General features: G+C 34.4%; 17 protein-coding genes and 1 pseudogene. 2 read left to right on the forward strand and 16 right to left on the reverse strand.

Annotated features, from left to right (window positions below):
* The first annotated feature begins 123 nt into the window (after positions 1-123).
* Complete coding sequence (locus CBS1_RS06045; RefSeq protein ID WP_090221673.1) at positions 124-663, forward strand: hypothetical protein; 540 nt, start codon at positions 124-126, stop codon at positions 661-663.
* The gene (locus CBS1_RS06050; protein WP_090221675.1) at positions 664-1,542 is read left to right on the forward strand and encodes an endonuclease/exonuclease/phosphatase family protein; all 879 of its coding nucleotides are present in this window, start codon (positions 664-666) and stop codon (positions 1,540-1,542) included.
* A 2,057-nt stretch (positions 1,543-3,599) separates the two neighbouring features.
* Here CBS1_RS06050 and CBS1_RS06055 read toward each other — a convergent pair.
* The 16 genes and pseudogenes from CBS1_RS06055 to CBS1_RS10650 form a co-directional block, all read right to left on the reverse strand.
* Positions 3,600-4,683: pseudogene (locus CBS1_RS06055) on the reverse strand (ISLre2 family transposase); the annotation flags it as partial.
* 168 nt (positions 4,684-4,851) lie between these two features.
* Entirely contained in the window at positions 4,852-5,610 is a 759-nt protein-coding gene (locus CBS1_RS06060; protein WP_090221678.1) for an ABC transporter permease, read from the reverse strand.
* Positions 5,603-6,304 carry a hypothetical protein gene (locus tag CBS1_RS06065; RefSeq protein WP_128998118.1) on the reverse strand — a complete coding sequence of 234 codons (702 nt, stop codon included), beginning with the start codon at positions 6,302-6,304 and terminating at the stop codon, positions 5,603-5,605. The genes CBS1_RS06060 and CBS1_RS06065 overlap by 8 nt, the downstream gene beginning before the upstream one ends.
* Positions 6,297-7,046: an HNH endonuclease gene (locus CBS1_RS10480; protein WP_206732131.1), complete on the reverse strand. Its 750-nt coding sequence runs from the start codon at positions 7,044-7,046 to the stop codon at positions 6,297-6,299. Before CBS1_RS10480 ends, CBS1_RS06065 begins: the two co-directional genes overlap by 8 nt.
* Before the next feature lie 4 nt (positions 7,047-7,050).
* Positions 7,051-7,590, reverse strand: a complete 540-nt coding sequence (gene iscB / locus CBS1_RS10645) for an RNA-guided endonuclease IscB (RefSeq protein WP_241685486.1) — start codon at positions 7,588-7,590, stop codon at positions 7,051-7,053.
* Positions 7,591-7,810: 220 nt separating this feature from the next.
* Positions 7,811-8,761 (reverse strand): ABC transporter ATP-binding protein, encoded by a 951-nt coding sequence (locus CBS1_RS06075; RefSeq protein ID WP_090221682.1) that lies wholly within the window; start codon positions 8,759-8,761, stop codon positions 7,811-7,813.
* An 878-nt stretch (positions 8,762-9,639) separates the two neighbouring features.
* Positions 9,640-10,167: a cupin domain-containing protein gene (locus tag CBS1_RS06080; RefSeq protein ID WP_033192248.1), complete on the reverse strand. Its 528-nt coding sequence runs from the start codon at positions 10,165-10,167 to the stop codon at positions 9,640-9,642.
* A 180-nt stretch (positions 10,168-10,347) separates the two neighbouring features.
* A complete protein-coding gene (locus CBS1_RS06085; protein ID WP_090221683.1) occupies positions 10,348-11,745 on the reverse strand; it encodes a HAMP domain-containing sensor histidine kinase in 1,398 nt (465 codons plus the stop codon).
* Positions 11,735-12,433, reverse strand: a complete 699-nt coding sequence (locus CBS1_RS06090; RefSeq protein WP_090221685.1) for a response regulator transcription factor — start codon at positions 12,431-12,433, stop codon at positions 11,735-11,737. The genes CBS1_RS06085 and CBS1_RS06090 overlap by 11 nt, the downstream gene beginning before the upstream one ends.
* Positions 12,434-12,634: 201 nt before the next feature.
* Positions 12,635-13,012, reverse strand: a complete 378-nt coding sequence (locus CBS1_RS06095) for an ABC transporter ATP-binding protein (protein WP_128998120.1) — start codon at positions 13,010-13,012, stop codon at positions 12,635-12,637.
* A gap of 737 nt (positions 13,013-13,749) precedes the next feature.
* Positions 13,750-14,295, reverse strand: coding sequence for a GNAT family N-acetyltransferase (locus tag CBS1_RS06100; protein WP_090221687.1), 546 nt, complete (start codon positions 14,293-14,295; stop codon positions 13,750-13,752).
* A 136-nt stretch (positions 14,296-14,431) separates the two neighbouring features.
* Positions 14,432-15,691 (reverse strand): MFS transporter, encoded by a 1,260-nt coding sequence (locus CBS1_RS06105; protein ID WP_090221688.1) that lies wholly within the window; start codon positions 15,689-15,691, stop codon positions 14,432-14,434.
* A 54-nt stretch (positions 15,692-15,745) separates the two neighbouring features.
* Positions 15,746-16,543, reverse strand: a complete 798-nt coding sequence (locus CBS1_RS06110) for an ABC-2 family transporter permease (RefSeq protein ID WP_090221689.1) — start codon at positions 16,541-16,543, stop codon at positions 15,746-15,748.
* On the reverse strand, positions 16,540-17,295 hold the full coding sequence (locus CBS1_RS06115) for a lantibiotic immunity ABC transporter MutE/EpiE family permease subunit (protein WP_090221691.1): 756 nt from the start codon (positions 17,293-17,295) through the stop codon (positions 16,540-16,542). The genes CBS1_RS06110 and CBS1_RS06115 overlap by 4 nt, the downstream gene beginning before the upstream one ends.
* A 1-nt stretch (position 17,296) precedes the next feature.
* Entirely contained in the window at positions 17,297-17,986 is a 690-nt protein-coding gene (locus CBS1_RS06120; RefSeq protein ID WP_090221693.1) for an ABC transporter ATP-binding protein, read from the reverse strand.
* A 777-nt stretch (positions 17,987-18,763) separates the two neighbouring features.
* Positions 18,764-19,015, reverse strand: coding sequence for a hypothetical protein (locus CBS1_RS10650; RefSeq protein WP_241685487.1), 252 nt, complete (start codon positions 19,013-19,015; stop codon positions 18,764-18,766).
* Between the last annotated feature and the right edge of the window lie 45 nt (positions 19,016-19,060).

The raw sequence follows: 19,060 nt of genomic DNA on the forward strand, positions 1-19,060 counted from the left end.
TTTCTCACAGGTGTTTACGCAAAACCAACTGTGTCAAAAACTGGCACTGTCTATGTACCTTGTTCTGATGGCAGTGTTTATGCTTTTTGAGGTTCAAAAATTATACGAACCGAGGTGAAAATTATGGAAAGAATGGATATTTACAGAATTGGAAGCTGGCGTTGGATCGTGGTGAGCCTTATATTCACGATATTCTTTGGATATTTTGTTTTCGGACCATATGGTACCAAACTCAATGTTGCCTTAGGTGAAGAGATTATTGATTCAAAGTTCATACTGTCTCAGGACTATATTTCAAAGTATATCGACAAGGTTAGAGAGGATGATTTGGAGCACTTTGTATATCTTCACGTTTTGGATTCATTCTTTGCGTTGAGTTATTCATTTCTTCTTTGGTCGATATCTGTGAAAGTTTTCCTGCAAAGACTTAAAATGTCAAACGAGTTTCTAACTGTTTTTGTGCTCTTTGGAGGGCTGTTCGATTTGATTGAGAACATACTCTTGATATGCTTGGTGTTCTTCAAAGAGAAGGTGCATGACGTATTCAGCAAGGTATTGATTTTTGTCACACCGGCTAAGTTCTTGTTACTTGCCGTTGTTGTGCTTATAATACTCGTAGGTATAGTTGTAGTCCTTTTTAAGAAAAGCCGAGGAGAGATTTAAGTGAACATATTAACTTTAAACCTGCACACCTATCAAGAAGTTCCCTTCAAAGAGTACGACAATATCCTATCGTTTCTTGAAAAATACAAGCCTATTCAAGAAGCGATTGCTGGCCTTATAATCCAAAAACGAGTCGATATTGCTTTTTTCCAAGAAGCAGGACAGTATATTCACGAAGAACCAGACATAAATATCCAAGGAATAGCTATCAAGAAAAGCAACTATGTAAGAATCTTAACAGAGATGCTTTCTGATAAGAGAAAAAACTACTATTTTGTATGGGACATCTCCCATTATGGCTTTGGCATTTGGGAAGAAGGGCTTGGAATTCTTTCAAAATTTCCCATCGTTGAATTCGAAAGTAGGTACGTTTCCAAACATACTTGTTTGGATACTTTTTACTCAAGAAAGATAATCAGAGCAAGAGTTCAAGCTGAAAAAGAACAACCTGATTTATACTGTGTTCATCTCAACTGGGCTGAGGCAGGTTTTGTTGAGGAATTCTCTAATCTGGTGAAATGGATCGAAGAAATTGGGAATGAGAATTTTGTTATTGCTGGGGATTTCAATGTGCCATATGGTTCTGATGAATACGAATTGATAGTTAATACAAAAGTACTTGGTAGAAAATTGATTGATGCTTGGATAGTTGCCAATCCTGACAGACCTGTTCAACCAACTTTTGGTGGAGATGTAATTTCAGAGAGCACTGCAAGGATAGATTATATCTTCATCCCTGAAGGATGGGAAGTAGCGAGAGCAGAGATTGTTTTTGATAAGGAAAGAGTATCTGATCATATGGGAGTGTTTTGTGAAGTTAAGTCTTACTTTCATAGATTTGAAGTAAAAGAAAATTGTTTACTGAAAAATGGCAAATAAATTGTGGTATATATATCTTTTTAAATAGGCGAGTTACGACTATAGAATGTATAATACATCAACCTAGACATAGGATAGTTTAAGCTCTTTACCAACGAAATTTCGCTATTTTAAAACTGTTCTTCCAAAGTACTACAGTTTACGAAAAACTCTGCGGGTAGTTTCATTCATGCACATCCCATGAAATTGTAAGGTTTCTTACTACTTTATAATTTCTCATCTAACGTATAAGTCAAATAGCTGCGCAAATATAAGTGATTTCGTTTTCATATTAGAATAGATGATTATGGCAAAGTTGTTAACTAACAAAAACTAAAAGCTAAAAACTCAGATACGGAAAGTGCACGAGGGCTAGTTAAGTCATGAGATAGACGTGATAGGAACGTCCGTAGCAAGGGTGGTAGTACCAAAGTATATACTTTCGAAGTTACATTTCTGTGATTTTCTTACACTGCTCAGTGTATGGCTTAGTAGGACGAACTTCAAATTAAAAGGAGTGATTAACAGCTTTGAGTTTCGTTGATCCTTCTTGTGAATGATTAGAACAGTGTTTGATTGGTTAAAGTGCAACAGTATCTTATTACTTTTTTACTGATGGTGGACAAATATCATTTCTATGCAAATGAGTGTAGTTAAATACGCTCTATTGGTGGAAAAAACTGTTTTTACAGGAGAGCTTCCAATATTTAAGACGACGAAAACACTTTTGAGTAAGCTTAGTAGAAGAAAAGGAGATTAGATATGATGGTTTGGTGGCGTTCTTGCTTTAAGTGGTACAAATTCATGTTAATTCCTTTGTTTGTAAACTTTTCATACAAAACATTGGTGATTTTTCGATTGTTTATAATAGTTTACTATTCTCGTGCAACTTTGACTTGATATGTAAAATAATTGTAGATAGTGTGCCGCATTCTTGTTTTTTCATCTTGTAAAGATGTTTTCCTTACTCTGAATTTTAACAAAGTGGCTTTTCAAAAACTCAATAACAACCTCAAAAACAGATTATATATGAAATTAAAACAGATGATTCATCTCTTGATTTTACAATAGTAAACGACTTAAAAGAGAATGTAGATTTAGAAGTTTCTGGAACCGTGTATTTCAATGGCTAAGAATGTTCATTTATTAAGAAGTATCCAATGAAGAATTGGGAAAAGTTAGAAATAATTGTTGCTGACATTCCTAGAGACTAATTAACCAATGTAGGACTGCTCCTCTCTTTAAAGTTTACTGGTGATCATAATTATCAAGGAGGATTGTTTAGGTTTTCCTTTGGGCGTGAAACACCGGAAAGCACACTTCTTTCAGCTAGCAACTTCAAATAATCGATAACGAATTCTTATCATTTGCAGCTTTTCATGAAATATGCTTGCAAATATCTCGACTTCTACCCGACCATGTCGGTGCACTTCTCTAGTCTCGACTATATAAGGACCTTAGATTAGATTCTAATAATTTGTGCTCCCATCAATGGTATTCCTAGCTGTTTTCAATACTACTTAACGAGAGTGAGTAAACTGCCTTCGTTGTAAACTGGTATTTCAAACCAATGGAATAAGCATCAAATAACTGGTTTCACAAGTCATCCTTACATTTAGGTAAAAAGTTCAAAAAAGCTACTACTTAGTGGATTATTCACAAACTGACACAACACCGTTTAGGATAAGAAACTCTTATTAACTGATATATTTCCATGTTATGGCCACATTCCAACTGATGTATTAAGTAAGAAATTCAAAAGCACATTGAATTAAATATACCCCAGAAATAGCTACACCCGACCACCTTTTGCATAAGAAAGCGCTAATACTTTTATTCCCAAAACATCTATTCATTCGTTGAAACACTTTATTGTCGAATGCTTATTTTTTATCACTTATCTTCTTCTCTTCTCTTTTTTCATGCCCCTACTTCTTCTGTATCTTTTGATTCCTGAATCTAAAAAATGCTCTTTGCTTGTGCAAGCTTTAATCTAAAGAAACTGGCCTGAAAAAACGAAACCAGATAAGAGCAAACATTTTTAATTTTAATACTTCAACATCTTCCTTGTATATACTTATTTCCCTTAAATTACCTCCATTCCTGCTAAATACCATTAGCTTTGACATTATCTTTAATCCCTCTTTACTCCATCCTAATGTCCTACTGCTTAATCTCGCTGATAATACATGACTTATATGTTCTTCTGCACTGCATCCTATTACATCCTCGTCCTCTTTATATATTACTATCCCTTCCCAGTTATTTAATATATATCTCCTTGCTTCTTTTGCTCTCTCCTTTTCTGCCTTAGTTTCTGCTATATTTATTAACTCCTTAAATATCTCCTTTAAAGCCTTCTTATCCCCTTCATTTATCGCTCCACATATCTTTTGCCTATATTCTTCTCGCTTTGCTGTCTCTCTTATTATGTATTTGTTCAAATGATATCTATCTAATACAAATTTCGCTTTCGAAATCCACTCCATTCCTTCCTTTATCCATCTTGCTCCATCTCCTGCTATGTATATCTTTTCTATGCTCTCTATTTCATAATTGTCATACACATAATTCGCTACATCTATCCATATCCCTTCAGCTTCTACACCAACGTATGCTTTGTTATATACATTCTTTAATTCGTTTCTCCCATTTTTGCTTTGCCTTCCTTCATTTATATATACAAACCTTGGTATCTCCTTCTTCCCGTTCTGCAATGCCACATGATCCTCATCCACTTCTATGTATAGCACCCTTACTTTCCTCTTTTCTTTTATTTCCCTTTTTACTTCTACCTCCCCTACGTGGCTTATTGCATTAAATACTGTCTGTCTGCTTAGTTTCTCGGGACATGTTTTTTTGCTACTCTCCTTGTAGGACATATTGATTGCGTTCTGCACCAGCTTTATCTTTACTTCTTTATCTATCTTCTCATCTTTGCTTATTCCTATAATTTCATCAAGTAAATATCTATATTCCCCACTCTTCTTAGATTTGTAATACGTTCTTGCATATTCTATCTCGCCTAGCATTGTTACAATCTTTTTTTGTCTTTCCTTTCTACTACCCATCCTTTTTTCTTTTTTCGTCTCCTTTAATCGTTTTATCTAATTCTTCTAAAAAGTCCTTTATTGTGTTTACTCCTAATTCATCAGTCATTTTTTAACTACATCAACATGTTTCGTTAAATCCCATTCTTTTGATATAGTTTCCTCCTCAATTATTGACAAATAGGCAATTAATATAGGTGGGCATTTGAGTAATTTGCCCACCCCAACTATAGACATAGGGCTGAAACTAATGTGCTAAATTTTTTTCATTTATTTTATATTATATAGTCGAGTTTATAAGTTCATTAAAGAACCTACTCAAAATTTTAACTAATATAAATCTCAAAACCAAAATCTGAACCATCAATATTAAATACATAATTTCAATTGGAAATATCAAATAATCCGCACTAAATGCACTTTTAAATATATTTATTATATATGTAAATGGTAATAAAAGGGCCACTATTTTAAATCCTGATTTGAGTAATCTATAAGGCATATAGCATGCAGAAAATATCAATAGAATACTAATCAGAAGTGAACTGTAAGCAAATCTTTTTGTTTTAAGAGTAAAGGCCGCTAAAAGCCCACTAATAATCGATGATATAGCAATTATTATTACGATAAAGATTGCTGCATTTAATAGGGCATATAAAGAAATTTTTATATAAATTATTCCATAAACATTCATTAAAATTAATGCAAAAACATACTGAATTAAATAGATGAAAAAATAAAAAACCGTTTGAGCTAAAATATACTCAAATATCTTAACATTAGCTATTCTAAAATTTGACATTTTGCCACTTATAATTTCTTGATAAAGTTCATAGTTTGCAGCAATAACGGTGTTACTTATTATTCCTGCAATAATTATAGTTAAAAGGGTAAACCTTAGATTTTCTAAGTCATTTGATTGAGCCAATGCAAAATAATAAAATGGAACTATACTTAGATAAATTCTTAAAGTGTTTAATAATAATTCCTTCCAATTTCTTTTATAAAAAAATATATTTTTCATTAGAATGCTAATCATAAAATCCCCCAGCCACAATATATTTTTTTATACTTTTTTCTGTATTCCATATTGCAAATGCCATCATACTTACAAACATTAAAATTGATAGTTCAATGTTAATATTATTTCCTTCTGAAAAGCTAATAACATAAGTTATTGGTATTAGCTGCGAAATACTTCTTAAAAATTTTGGAAATACGCTTATGGGATATAAAACGCCACTTATTATATAAACTATATCCATTCCAAAGTTAAATCTGTGAAAATAATTTTTTGTTTTTAAGTGAACAGCAAGCATTATATTGCTTACTATAACATTGTTGATAAAAACAAATATAGAACAAATTATAGCAAATAAAAAATCTATATTTAAGTGGAATATAACCTCATAACAATACAGTATTATGAGTAAGGATGGAATATATAAAATATTTACTGCTACTGTTTGGTAAAAATTATATCTATGTAAGCTAATTTTAGAAAGTAATACATCATGTATTTTTTCACTGCCAAAGAACTCCATTCTCCTTGAAATTATCTCAAATATGGTAAAATAAAAGCATGACCACAAACACATCTTTAAAATTATATTTTTATCTATATTTTGAGCTATTACACTGTTTAATAAAATCACTGGAAGAATCGAATTTATAGGTGCAATTAATAATAGTTTAATTATGTTCCACTTGTTTCGTAAAAGACTTTTAAACATAAAATATATAATCATGAAACCGGGCTACGGATACACGTGCCTTTAGCCATGAACAAGTAGCCCTTTTCCTCCTTTCGAACATCAACGTTTTAGCTCTCTCAATTAGCCTTAACTTTGTGTACTTTACACTATCGCTTATTTTTTCTCCACCAAGACTACTTATCGAAAAGTACCCACTACTTCTTAAGCCTGATATAATTCCTATTTTGCCTTCACACTCAACTTTATCAAACCTTCTGAACCCATTCACTTGCTTAACCGTGTTAATCGGTCTTGTTCCACCCTTAATCGGATTGGCTTTGTGAAGCGACCTGTTCTGATGTCTGAAGAATTTACCAAAATACCATTCGCTTGCTCTTTCTTGAATATTCCCACCAGCTATCACAAATGCATCATCTCTGTGCGACTTCTCAAGTCCATATAGAATCCGTTTTTCTTTTGTAATACTACCATACGTAATCTCAACCTGATAGTTTTGCCTGAGTTTGTTGACTATGTGCCATCCAATCGTTGAAACGTGAGCCGCGTCCTTAAACACCTTTATTTGCTCTAATCTTGATTTAGGTATCTTTATCTTGCCTTCGTGCAACATCTTGTGTTCTTCTGATGTTAGAACTATTAAATTGTTCGGTGTATCTGTACCACCTTCGCTTCTTGGAATGATATGGTGTACTTCTAACACCCCTGTTTTACCAGATAGTTCGGACTTATATGCAGCCCGCCAAAGGCAGTACTCTCTCACATCACTAAATCCTTTCTGCTGGCCATTTTGGTAGTCCTTTTCCTTCTATGCCTGGATTTAGTACTTTCTGGATATCAAACGGTGCAACTTCCACAACGACTTTTGTTATCGGTATTATTTTGCTGAGCTTGTTTACTATCCTGACGTGCGCATCTACTTTCCACTGCAAGCTTGGTGGTAGCCAGCCATCTTTCTTTCGTCTGTTTAGAAATCTGGGTTTACGATATCTTCTTTTGCGATATCTTCTTAATCTTCTATGTTGCCTGCGCTCAAGCAATAATTTACTGATGTCTTGCCTGAGCTGGATTTGTGCAGAGAATATCTCTTCCTTGTCAGTGATGGCAGACACACCAACAACCTTAGAGCCTGTGTCTATTCCAACGGTAACAGGTTGCGTATAGTTTGTTGTTTCGTACAAAAGCTGGATGGTGAACGGTTCTCTTTTTACTACCTTTGCCAGACCTTGCTTTAAGAGTCTTCTAACCTTTCCATGCCTTTTGGTTGGCATGAGTGGTTTTCCATCTTTTGAAATCACGAATACCATGCGGTAAGCCTTCTATCAAAAGTTAGGTGCTCATCCCCAAAGTTAGGCTGGCTTGTCGTGTCTGCCACACTGTCCCTACCCATCAGGACTGTTTAGTGGCAGACGGCAGGGCATGAAACTTGAGCAGCATTCCAAGATGCCTTAACCAGCCTAACGTAGCCCGATGACCTTTCGGCCCTGGCTGAGGGTAGTCAACCAGGGCCTTTACAAGCCCGCCACTTCAGTGGTGGGTGGTTGACTTAGTATCCCCCAATCCATCCTTATACAATTCATAGAAGAAAATATCTTCTAATTGTATAGATCTTTTATTAAATGACTTTATTTGAAACTTTGAGATAAAATCTTCTATGCTTTCTATCCTCTCCATTATTAAAGCTGTGCTATTATCATTCTGCTCAAAAACAATATATTTTTTTATCCCATAGTCCCTGAGCTTTTTATGCATTTTATAAGTATCTTCTTTGGATAGTCTAATTTCTACAACTTCTTTATAGAATTCTTTAAAAATAGTATCCATATAACTATCCTTTATGATGCGTCCTTTATTTAGAAAAATAACTCTAGTGCAAAGCCTTTGAACTTCATTCATAATGTGTGAACTTATTAAAATAGTTATATTCATTTCTTTAGCAAGTGTCTCCAATAAATTATGAACATCGGCTTTAGATATAGGATCCAATCCACTAGTAGGCTCATCTAATATTAAAAATTGAACTTCCAATAAAATAACCCTTATTATATTAAGTTTCTGTTTCATTCCACTAGATAAACTTTTAACTAGTGTATTTTCTCTGCCTTCCAAATCAAATTTCTTTAACAAACTTAAGATGTTCTCTTTATTTTTTTTAATTTTATGCATCCTCAAGAAAAAATATATATTTTCCATAACCGTTAAATCATCATATAATTGGTTTGAATTTAAAATAAGACCAACTTTAGGAATTTTCCCTTTTCCTTTATAGATATCCTCACCCAAAACTTTTACTTCTTCATATTCCGTAGGTTTTAAAAGACCACTTAAAATTTTTATTAACGTTGTTTTGCCAGCTCCATTAGGCCCAACAAGTCCCACTATTTCTCCATTTTTAATTTCCAAATTGATGTTTTCCAAACTAAAAAAATTATTCTTTTCATATTTTTTACTGCACTTTCTAACATTAACAATATCCACTCTATAGCACCTCCAATTGGGTCAAAATATTCATTATTATTACTTAACATATTTTCAAATTCTGACTATCATAATCATAATTTTCAAACAAATCATCTGAAGTATTATATTTGATTCTTATGTCAGTGTGGAAAACTTTTTCGATTGCATCAAACCAGATTGGGAATTTAAATGCATCTACAGATAATAACTGCAAAAATTTATTTCTTGAAAAAAGATTTGTCCTAACATCAATTTTATATTCTAGTAATCCTAGAAGTTTTTGTGTATTTTGATAAAATATAAAAATATCCTTCGTTCTTATTTTAATATTGGATCTTTACTGTAAACATTCAGAGCCATCCTCATTACTAAGAATGTATTCACTTTTTATGCAGACGAAAACATTGTCATGTTAGAAGAACAAAAGTACTATGTCTGGTTCCTAATTGATAACAAAAATGATAGTTGATTGGCATTTTTCAAAATATCGTGGCATGGGACAATTGAAAGTACCGTTAGAGAAGTTCTTAGGTAATGAAATTTGACCTATTGAAACTGCGACAGACGGACTTGATTCGTATGAGTTTGTGAAAATAGTGCGCAACGGTGTCAATCACATAGTAGTACGACTTGAACAAAAAACAGTGGGAATCGAAGTTTTCGTTATTCAAAAGCTTTCTACCTTCACAAGGAGATCCAAAAGAACTTGTAAAAGCATGTTAACGGCTCTTGTGGACCGCTAAACTTGCTAAGCAAAACAATGATAATTTTGATTAAGTAATTCGTGCCCTGCATGCTATCGTTAATACAATTTAACAATACAATTTAACAGTATCGTGTTTTCATTAAGCCGTTTTTGGGATGTTTTTATTGGTTGATAGCTATTGTCCACTTTTTCAGATAGTTTGTATCCACAGAACCTTTGCTTTTTCCTTTCCGGGATTTCTCATGTAGTGTACACAGTCGCCTGAGTAGTAGAAACAATCTCCTTCATTTGCGCGGTACCTTTTGCCATCGATGTAGATATCCACCGAACCTTCGATGACGTATCCGAACTCATCACCATCGTGGTAGCCTTCCTGTTCAGTTTGAGCACCTGGCTCGAGCTCAACGATTTTGGCGTCGAGTTCTTTATCTTCGACCGCGTCCATGAGTATCTCTATACTCACACCTTTTGGTAAATCGTAAACAGGAACGCGTTCGTCTTTCTTGAATATGATTTTTTTCTGTTCATCTGAGAAGAAGTGCTTCAGGTCTGTTCCCAACACTCGAAGGATTCTTTCTAATGTTTCTACAGAAGGAGAAACTTTGTCACTTTCGAGTTGGGAAATAAAACTTCTTGATAAATCACACCGGTCAGCCAATTCTTCTTGTGTGTAACCTCTTGCTAAACGGAGCCTTTTCAACTTACTACCCAATTTCATGATTTCACCTCTTCGACCTCGCCAATTGATGTGTCGGTTCTAATATATAATAATACCACAATTTGCTTGGATTTTCCAAAATCTGGCGTTTTGAGGTCGTAGAATTAGACACGAATTGAGAGCAGGAATATTGTAAGCGGATAATTCGACCGGATGTAAGGGGGATGTATTCTTAGATTTTCATTGCTCGCTCATTTCGCGAATGATGAATTCGACAGCCGCACCACCTTCCACTCTGTTGTACGCTTTTATTTCTCCACCGAACAAATCAACTATTTTTTTGGATATGTAGAGTCCTAATCCAAAGTGATCTTTAAAATCCTTCCCTTGATAGTAAGCTTTAAACAAGTTGTTTATATCTTCTTCGTTAAAGCCAACACCTGTGTCCAAACACAAAAAGTGTATGGCATCGTCTTTATCATCTACTATCAATCTTATTTCTCCTTCCTGAGTAAATCGTAGGCTGTTGTACAATATGTTATCAAGAAGTCTCAGAAGTAGATTTTCATCAAGAGCGTAGTAATCTTTGCTTAGATTTATTTCGAATACCACCTCTACATCTTTTGAAAGGGTCATCATTTTTATTTCTTTTTCTTTTTCACTTAGGATGTCTTTAAGATTTACTCTACTTTTTCTGACAACTGGATTGGGAATTTCGATTTTCCCAAGAAGAGATATATTGTTCGCCAAGTTTGTTATCCTTTTACAGTTATTCTTGATAATTTTCAGAGAATTCTCAACGGAAGGATGGGGATTGAGAGTATCGATGATTTCTGCCTGCCCTTGAATAACAGTGACTGGGGTTTTTATATCGTGCGCTATGGAAGCTAACATCTTTCTTCTTTCGTTGTCTAAATCCCACAGACTTCTGAAAGCTGAGTGAATTGTGGAAATCATTTCGTTAAATGCATCTTGAATTTTCAGAAATTCTGTTCCAGACATACCTTCTAGGGTGAAATTAAAGTCTTTTTTAGAAACTTTTTCTGCCGCTTCTAAAAGTTTATGCATGTTTTTAGATACATCAAGATAAAGGCTTCTTGTAAAAATAAGCAAGTAAATAATGAAAAAGATTATGGGCGAAACAATTGCGGGGAAATAGAGGAAAGCAAATATTTGGTTTTTCGCTTTGTTATTTAAAAAGAAACTAAACGGAGCTCTCAACACGTATATTGCTTCGACTCTATTTTCTTTTACTACGGGAACATATCGATAAATGTATCCATTTTTTACAAAATCCCTGTTGAAAGTTTTCCAATAGTCAATGCCTTTACTGGCGATGTTAAAATCTCCATAGAGGTGTTTACCATTAATATCGATGACTTCGCCTTCAATTTCTTCAATTTCTTTTTCGAAAAGGCTTAAGTTTATTAGTTTTCCATTTATTATTTGCTCTGACTTCTTTTTTATTTCCTTCTCGATCTCATCCAAGTATCTTACATAATAGTCAGTTGGTCGAACGATTCCTCTGTATAAAGGAAGCACAAAAGCCAAGTAAACAACAAAAGAGGAAAGAAAGGTAAAAAACATTATTTTGAACACCAGTAAATAAAATTGGTGTTTCAATGATTTAATCTTCATTTCGTACCTCCCACTTATATCCTAATCCGTAAACTGTTTGTATGTAACTATACTGATGATCGTACTCTTTGATTTTTTTCCTGATGTTTTTAATAACTTCTGTTACTGCTTCTAAATTGCTATTCGAATCAAATCCCCACACATTATCAAATATTCTTTCTCTTGAAAAAACTATGTTTTTATTCATCATGAGAAATTCCAAAACTTCGTATTCTTTTCTCGTCAAGTCCAACCTATTTCCTTTGCAAAATACTTCTTTAGATAGTACATCTAAAACTATGTTCCCCGATCTTATAGTAAGATTCTCAGTCGTACGTATTCTTTCTTCCCTTCTAATGTGTGATTCTATCCTCGCTAAGAGCTCCTTTAAGCTAAATGGTTTTGTTATGTAATCATCTCCACCAATGGATAGTGCTTTAATTATATCTTCCTCCAAGTTTTTTGCACTTAAAAATATTATTGGGCAGTTAATTTTTTCTCTTACCATTTTGCAAAATTCTATGCCGTCCATTCCTGGCATCATGATATCAAGTAGCACGAGATCTATTTTTCCGCTCAATATTATTTCAAATGCTTCTTTGGAATTCTTAGCCGTTAGTACGTCATAATTGTTCATTTCGAGATAATTTTTTAACATGTTTCTTATATCATATTCATCATCTACAACTAGTATAGTCCTTTTTTTCATAAAATCACCTGCCTATGAAATTTAAAAAATTATTATCATTAATACGCTGAGTGAGAAATTCAGAAAAGTATACGCGACAGTAATGCGTTAATTGCTGACTTTTATCGTCTTAAATGATTCTGCAGCCCCTAAGGTTCAGTTTCAAACCGTGTGCATGATTGGTTCTTTGTTTTTGTTATAGGGTTTGGTTTAATTTCTCACTCAACGTATAACGTCTATATCTGTATTTAATTGTGATATTATAATCTGTTGCTCGTCTTTTTTAATTTCTGTAAGCTTCTTACTGACTACTGATTGCAAAATTTTTTCTCTGAGTTTCTCTTTTATTGATAGTGAATACCTTACTCTGAATATTTTTGACAAGTACTCGCCGATTATTATTACCAATATTGTTATAACATAGGCATTCATCAAACAAATAGCTTTGCCGAATATCTTTATGTTATCTAAGAACTGTTTAATAATTAAAGGTTGGAAAGTGTTGGATACTGATACTAGCATTGTGCCTAAAACAAAGCACGATAAATACAAATAATCGAAAACTTTGAAATCAACCAACTTTCTTTTCTTCAAGCTCATACCTCCATTTCAACCGGTGCTGTCGAATTTACTGACAAGACAATTAGGCTTTCACTCTTATTTCCTTAAGGAGCCTCTTCGAAAAGCGCAGAGCGTCTGATGGATATTTTCGTTGCATTGACTTTTAGAGTAATCAGAAGAATAGCTTGAATAACTATTTGTAGCTATCTCAAATGGTACTTACTCTGCAAATGTGTCTTTTCTTTAAGTTCTTACAATGCTTTCCTACCTTTTTTGTTGTTCAAAAGTATTACCGAAACACCTCTTTCATCTTTGTATTTCTCCGGTACATCCCAAAAAGTCTCCAAATCTTTAATCGCCTTGAAAGAGTGCTAAATGAAAATTCTTAGCGGGTTTTTCGCAGATGGAGGCTCCACAATGAAATCGTAGAAGAATTGGAGCATTCATAAAGTGTTTACACGCTGTTATCAAGTCACGGTTAACTATCTTAGACACAAATCTGCTCCATCCATGTCTTTTGGATAACTCAAAGAATTACACTGCCTTTCAAATATTCTTTCGATTTTTCAAAATCTTGTTCCGAGAGATTGTCCTTCAATATATCCGGAATTATGCTATTGCTCGTGTACCTAAGATTTAAGAGCCCTTATACTTGCTCGGAGATTCTCTCAATATCAAAGTATCTCACGTATTAACAAACCTGCTTGCACCTGAAAATATCTTTAAAGTTCATATCTAAAAGAATCTTGCTGTGTGCAAAAGTAAAAATACCTCTCTTATTTCACTTGAAATTCAGACTTGATTCTCCAATATTCATCAGTCAAAATGCTCATTAAAACAATATCAAAATACTGGCCTTTGAAATACCTTGCTTGCCTCATGCGACCTTCCTGAATAAATCCGCATTTTTCGTACACCCTTATCGCCCTCTGGTTATTCTCAAACACTCTTAACCAAATTCTGTTCAAATTGAGATATTCGAAAGCGTATTTGAGCATCATCTGTGTCACTTCTGTTCCTATACCTTTATTCCAGTAATTGGAATCGAAAATAGCAATACCGTACTCTGCGCTGCGTGCAACCCAATCAATTCTCATTAAACCTGCAGAACCAACAAGGTTACCATTTACCTCTATTGAAAAATTCAGTTGGTTGTGGGAGATTGCGTCCTTTTTAATCCATTCTTCTTTCAAATATTGATTCATTGGGAGAACAAGACTTAAGTACTCTTTTGTCTTTTCATCGTTGATGAGCTGTGCGAATCTCGGTGCATCCGATATTTCCATAGGTCTAACTGTCGCCAAATTTCCTTCCATCCTCATATTTTTTCACCTCTCAAAAATTGCCATTTCATTAATTAAGAGCATAGCATTTAACATTTGTGGTTGTCAATTGCGCTGTCGGAAAATCCGGACAAATGTTGATGCTAATTAATTCATTGGTTAATTATCATTGTTCTTAAGCTTCGTGATTTGCCAAATTTGGATCGTAAGCATCCTCTGGCGCATTTAGAAGAAAAGCTATTATAACGACTGTTGAAATCACATTAACTGCGAAAAATAGCCAAAATGGATTCACTTTGTCAAGTAAGTATCCGTAAAGTGCTGACGAAATCGGTGTGCTACCCATGGCAAATAACGTCAGGATTGAAAATACTCTTGACCTTAATTGTGATGGTACTAATATCTGTAGATTTGAGATAATTGGAACATTCACAAGTACGTTTAAAAAAGTTGTTGTAAATATTACAACAGCAAAAACTATATATATTGCAATATTATCGAGATGGAAGTAAGGCATGATAATTATCGAAAGAACAACCATTAAGAATTGCTCTAACATGAGACCTGATGAGATGAGCGTTTTTGAACTTAGTTTGTGCAAAAAGAACATTATGGCGAAGTTGCCCACGAGTGCTCCTACTGTTGCAAAGACTTCCAATGTTCCAAATTGTGTTGGGGAAAACTTCAATACACTCCTAACAATATATGGAAAAGCAACACTAAAAAGTGGTGACATGAGAAAATTTATAACTATTGCAAAAGTAAACAGAAATGTCAATCCCCTGCGAGTGAAAACAAATTTGATACCTTCGGAAATTTCACTGAGGAACTTAATCTTACTATCCCTTGGTACGTGCTTGTAGATGATAAACATCTCACTTATTCCAGAAAGTATATACAACAAAGCTGTCAGTAAAAGTACATTGCTAAGACCGTAATAACCATAAAGCATAGAGCCAACTATAGGTCCGATAATATTCGCCCCGCTGTTAGCTAAAGCATTCAAAGAGGTAGCCCGTTTCATGTTTTCTTTTCTCACGACATCTCCAAACATTGCGCTTGTTGGTCCATCAAACAATCCATCAAGAAACGAGAGGATAGCTCTAAATACTAACAAAACGGCAACACTTAATTTATTGTTAATGGCGATAAGCCAAGTGGCAAATAGTAATATACCTCTGAGTTCATCAAGTAGAACCATTATTGCTTTTCTGTTTATTCTGTCACCCAGAACACCTCCGATGGGGGTGGTGATGAGTCTAGATAGTATGCCAAGAATTGTGAATATACTCATCATCATACCCGAGTTTGTTTTATCCAAAATGTAAAGAGGCATAGCAACAAGAAGAGCAGCAGCACCAAGAAGAGATTCAAAGCGCCCAGTAACGATCAACGCCAAGTTCCTTCTTTCATATCTGTAAATATCTTCTCCCATAACCATTTCCCTTTCTTAATTAAATTTTGAAATAACGCTCCTTGTTGAAGAAGCCTATAATGTTTCTTTAAATTCCAAACTTCTAGCCAAATGTAAAGACATCAACAAGAGTATAGCAGAGTAGATTACTGAGGTTGTTATTCCGTTCATTATTGAACCTAAATAAATTTGAATTGGAGAAAACTGACTAAGCAAGTTAGTTACATGGTCATTTATTTTTATGTTCTTAAGTAGAACTATAGAATATGTGTTAAAAGTAGAAGGAATAGACCATGGAAATATGTACCACATTTTGTATCCAAGTCCGGCGTTTATCATTTCGCTTAATAATGCTCCCACTGTGCCTATAGCCAAAGATAAACCCATTCGCCATTTAAAAGTTATTAAGACATGGAGGAGTACCGCAGGAAAAGAACCAAGCAACGGAATGACGGAAGAAAAAAACAATATTCCGTACTGAATATGAATACCAAGGTGCTTTATAGTAAAAAAGTAGATCAAATCTATTGCAAACAATATCCATGATAAGCACAGTAGCGAAAACAATACCTTTGAGAAGACCAACTTACTTTTCGAATATTTCACATTTACAAATGCGTTCTCCCCATGGATACTTTCGTACCCAATTAAATAACTCGGTATAAAACTTATAAGAAATGGGAAAAAGAAGGTATAAAAGACATTTCTCAACATGAAGACGTCTTTTTCAATCTCATTTTTCATTCCTAAACTGGAGATTTTCCAGCTGATGGATAGCGCAAAAGCAACAGGAAATACTAAAAGAAAAAATCTGAAGAACGTCCTTTTAGTTTTCAACCATTCAATCCTAAGTAGAGTAATCATTTTTATCATTTCACCGCCTCTTTTTCAAACCATAGAGAAGTAATAGCAGAAAGAACGAGGAAGAATATCAATGAAGAAATCATTCCCATAGTAACAGAGGTAGTAGTGATGAGTGGATCACCATCGGGTAATAAGACGCCGTTAGGATGAACTTTTATTATAGGACACAAAGTTCTTATGACAATACTGAATGGATTTAAAAACCAGTACTGCTCTGTTGCAGTTAAAGGACCTGACAGAGAACCGAGAAAACCAATGAGGATACTACCAGCCAGTCCAAACTTTGTTCCGAAAAAAAGGTAGATTGGAACTAAGCTTATGCTACCGAACCAAATTATGAAAGTCGAAATTACTATTTCCTTAGTAGCAATCCAGCCAGCAAAAACTTTTTGCGATGCTGCAACAAGGACAGAAAAGATAATAACAGAACAAAGCATTAAAACGCTAATAGTTAAAATCTTGGACATCCAAATGCCTTTTAATGAAAGATTACGAAGCACAAAAATTTTGTAATTCCCAGCTTTTCTTTCCATAACACTTGCAAGCCCAACTATGAATGCGATACTAAGGGGCATGAAAAGCACGGTCCACCAGTTGTAACTCGTAGCTATTATAAAGGCTCCTGGTTCCATAAAGCTCTTCGGACTGTTTAACATGATGAGTACAACCGTTAGAGAAACCATGATGGGTACAAAATAAAAAAGCTTCTTTATAGGTGTTCTTTTGTACTTCAAGAACTCTGCCTTTAAATAGTTGAGCACATTAAAACCCCCTTATAATGCTGGTGAACAATTTTTCCAAGTCTTGATTTCTATCGAAGTCCCCATCGTATTTGATTGTTCCCTTATGGATTATGACTAATTTGTCTATAATTTTCTCTACTTCACTTAGAATATGACTTGTTACTATTACTGTCTTCCCGCTTTCTTTAAGTGATATAATTAGTTCTCTCATCTCTTGAACTCCAATTGGGTCAAGACCATTTGTTGGTTCATCCAATACCAATATTTCTGGATCTCCAAGAAGTGCTATTGCAATCCCAAGCCTTTGTTTCATACCAAGAGAAAACTTTGAAGCAACCTTCTTGCCAGTATCCAATCCAACGATTTCCAAAGCTCTGTTAATTTCCCTTGCACCTAGTCCCGATAAAAGCGCGTGTAAAAGAAGGTTTTCTGAAGCGGTTAAATTTCCATAGATGGCGGGTGATTCAATCAGAGCCCCTATTTTTTTGATGTTTTTCTGGTTTAATTTTTCTCCAAAAACGAAAACATCGCCAGAATTTGGCTTTGTGATACCACATAATATTTTTAACAAAGTTGTCTTACCAGCACCGTTGGGACCTACTATACCAAATATTGAACCTTTTGGAATGCTTAATGAAACGTTGTTCAAAACCTGCTGCTTACCATAGTACTTTGTTAAGTTTCTTGTTTGCACAGCAAATTCCGTCATGCTTTTCCCTCCCTTTAAACGTTTCTGAGTAGTATTTAACATACAATTCTAAGAATCTAATAAGGTTCCGAATATTGCTTAGTTTTGTCAATTGAATAGGTACGGTTTACACGTTGAACTGTGCAAAAAGTGGGCAGAAATAATCCTGCCGTTGTGTGTTAGGTAATGAAAATACAAAGCACAAGAAAGTAGCTGGTTGTTAGACAAAACATCAACCAATGCTATCAGGAATAGTCTTTTAGAGGGCAAAAAAAAGCGGAAGACGACGATAGATGGTGTAATTTCGATAGTGAAAAGATTCAACAAGGCGAGTGGAGTGCGGGTAAGCTAATCACCTATTTTGAATTTCTCACTCAGCGTATTTTTAAAACTAATTTAAATATGCGAATCTAAGGACCTAATAAGGTTTAAAACAGTATTTGCGAAGAACTTTTAGTCGGTTATTAATGAATCTACAGCCTGAGACCCCAAATCCATAAACGAGATGAGATTCATAGTAGGTAGACCCTACGTTCCGCGGAGCATACTTGAAAAATATTCCAAAATTCTATTATGAATCTTATAGAATTCTTAGAATCGTATAGTAAACATTATTTTTGAAACATTTGATACTATTAAATTGTAGCGATGAAAGAGAATAAAGCCGAAATAACTCTATCAGTATCGTTATTGTTGAGTTTCTGAAGATTTCGCACTACACAAAACCCGTTCTTTCGGTAAATTATAAATATACTTGAAGCCACGTCAGAGTTGTAGAAAATCTTGGAATTGAAAACTTTAGTTTACATCGATTAGTTTGTCCAAGTTCGCAACAATATGGTTGATGTTCTCGTAGATGATCTTTACTGTACCATATACACTAAGTCTATCAGTAGTTAGTCCGATTGTTTGTTCAATGTTTTCGGTACGGCAAGAACGGCAACGGAACTTAACGAAGCAAAAATATTGTTGGTTGTCGTATTTATCATGACCGTTTTTGTAGATATTGGTAGAGCCACAATTGAGACAGAAAGGTTTTTGGTTTTGCATATTGTGATACCTTCTTGTGCAAGATAGTAGAAGGGATGTTCCCTT

It is taken from the genome of Fervidobacterium changbaicum (assembly GCF_004117075.1).
In the GTDB taxonomy this organism is placed as follows: domain Bacteria; phylum Thermotogota; class Thermotogae; order Thermotogales; family Fervidobacteriaceae; genus Fervidobacterium; species Fervidobacterium islandicum.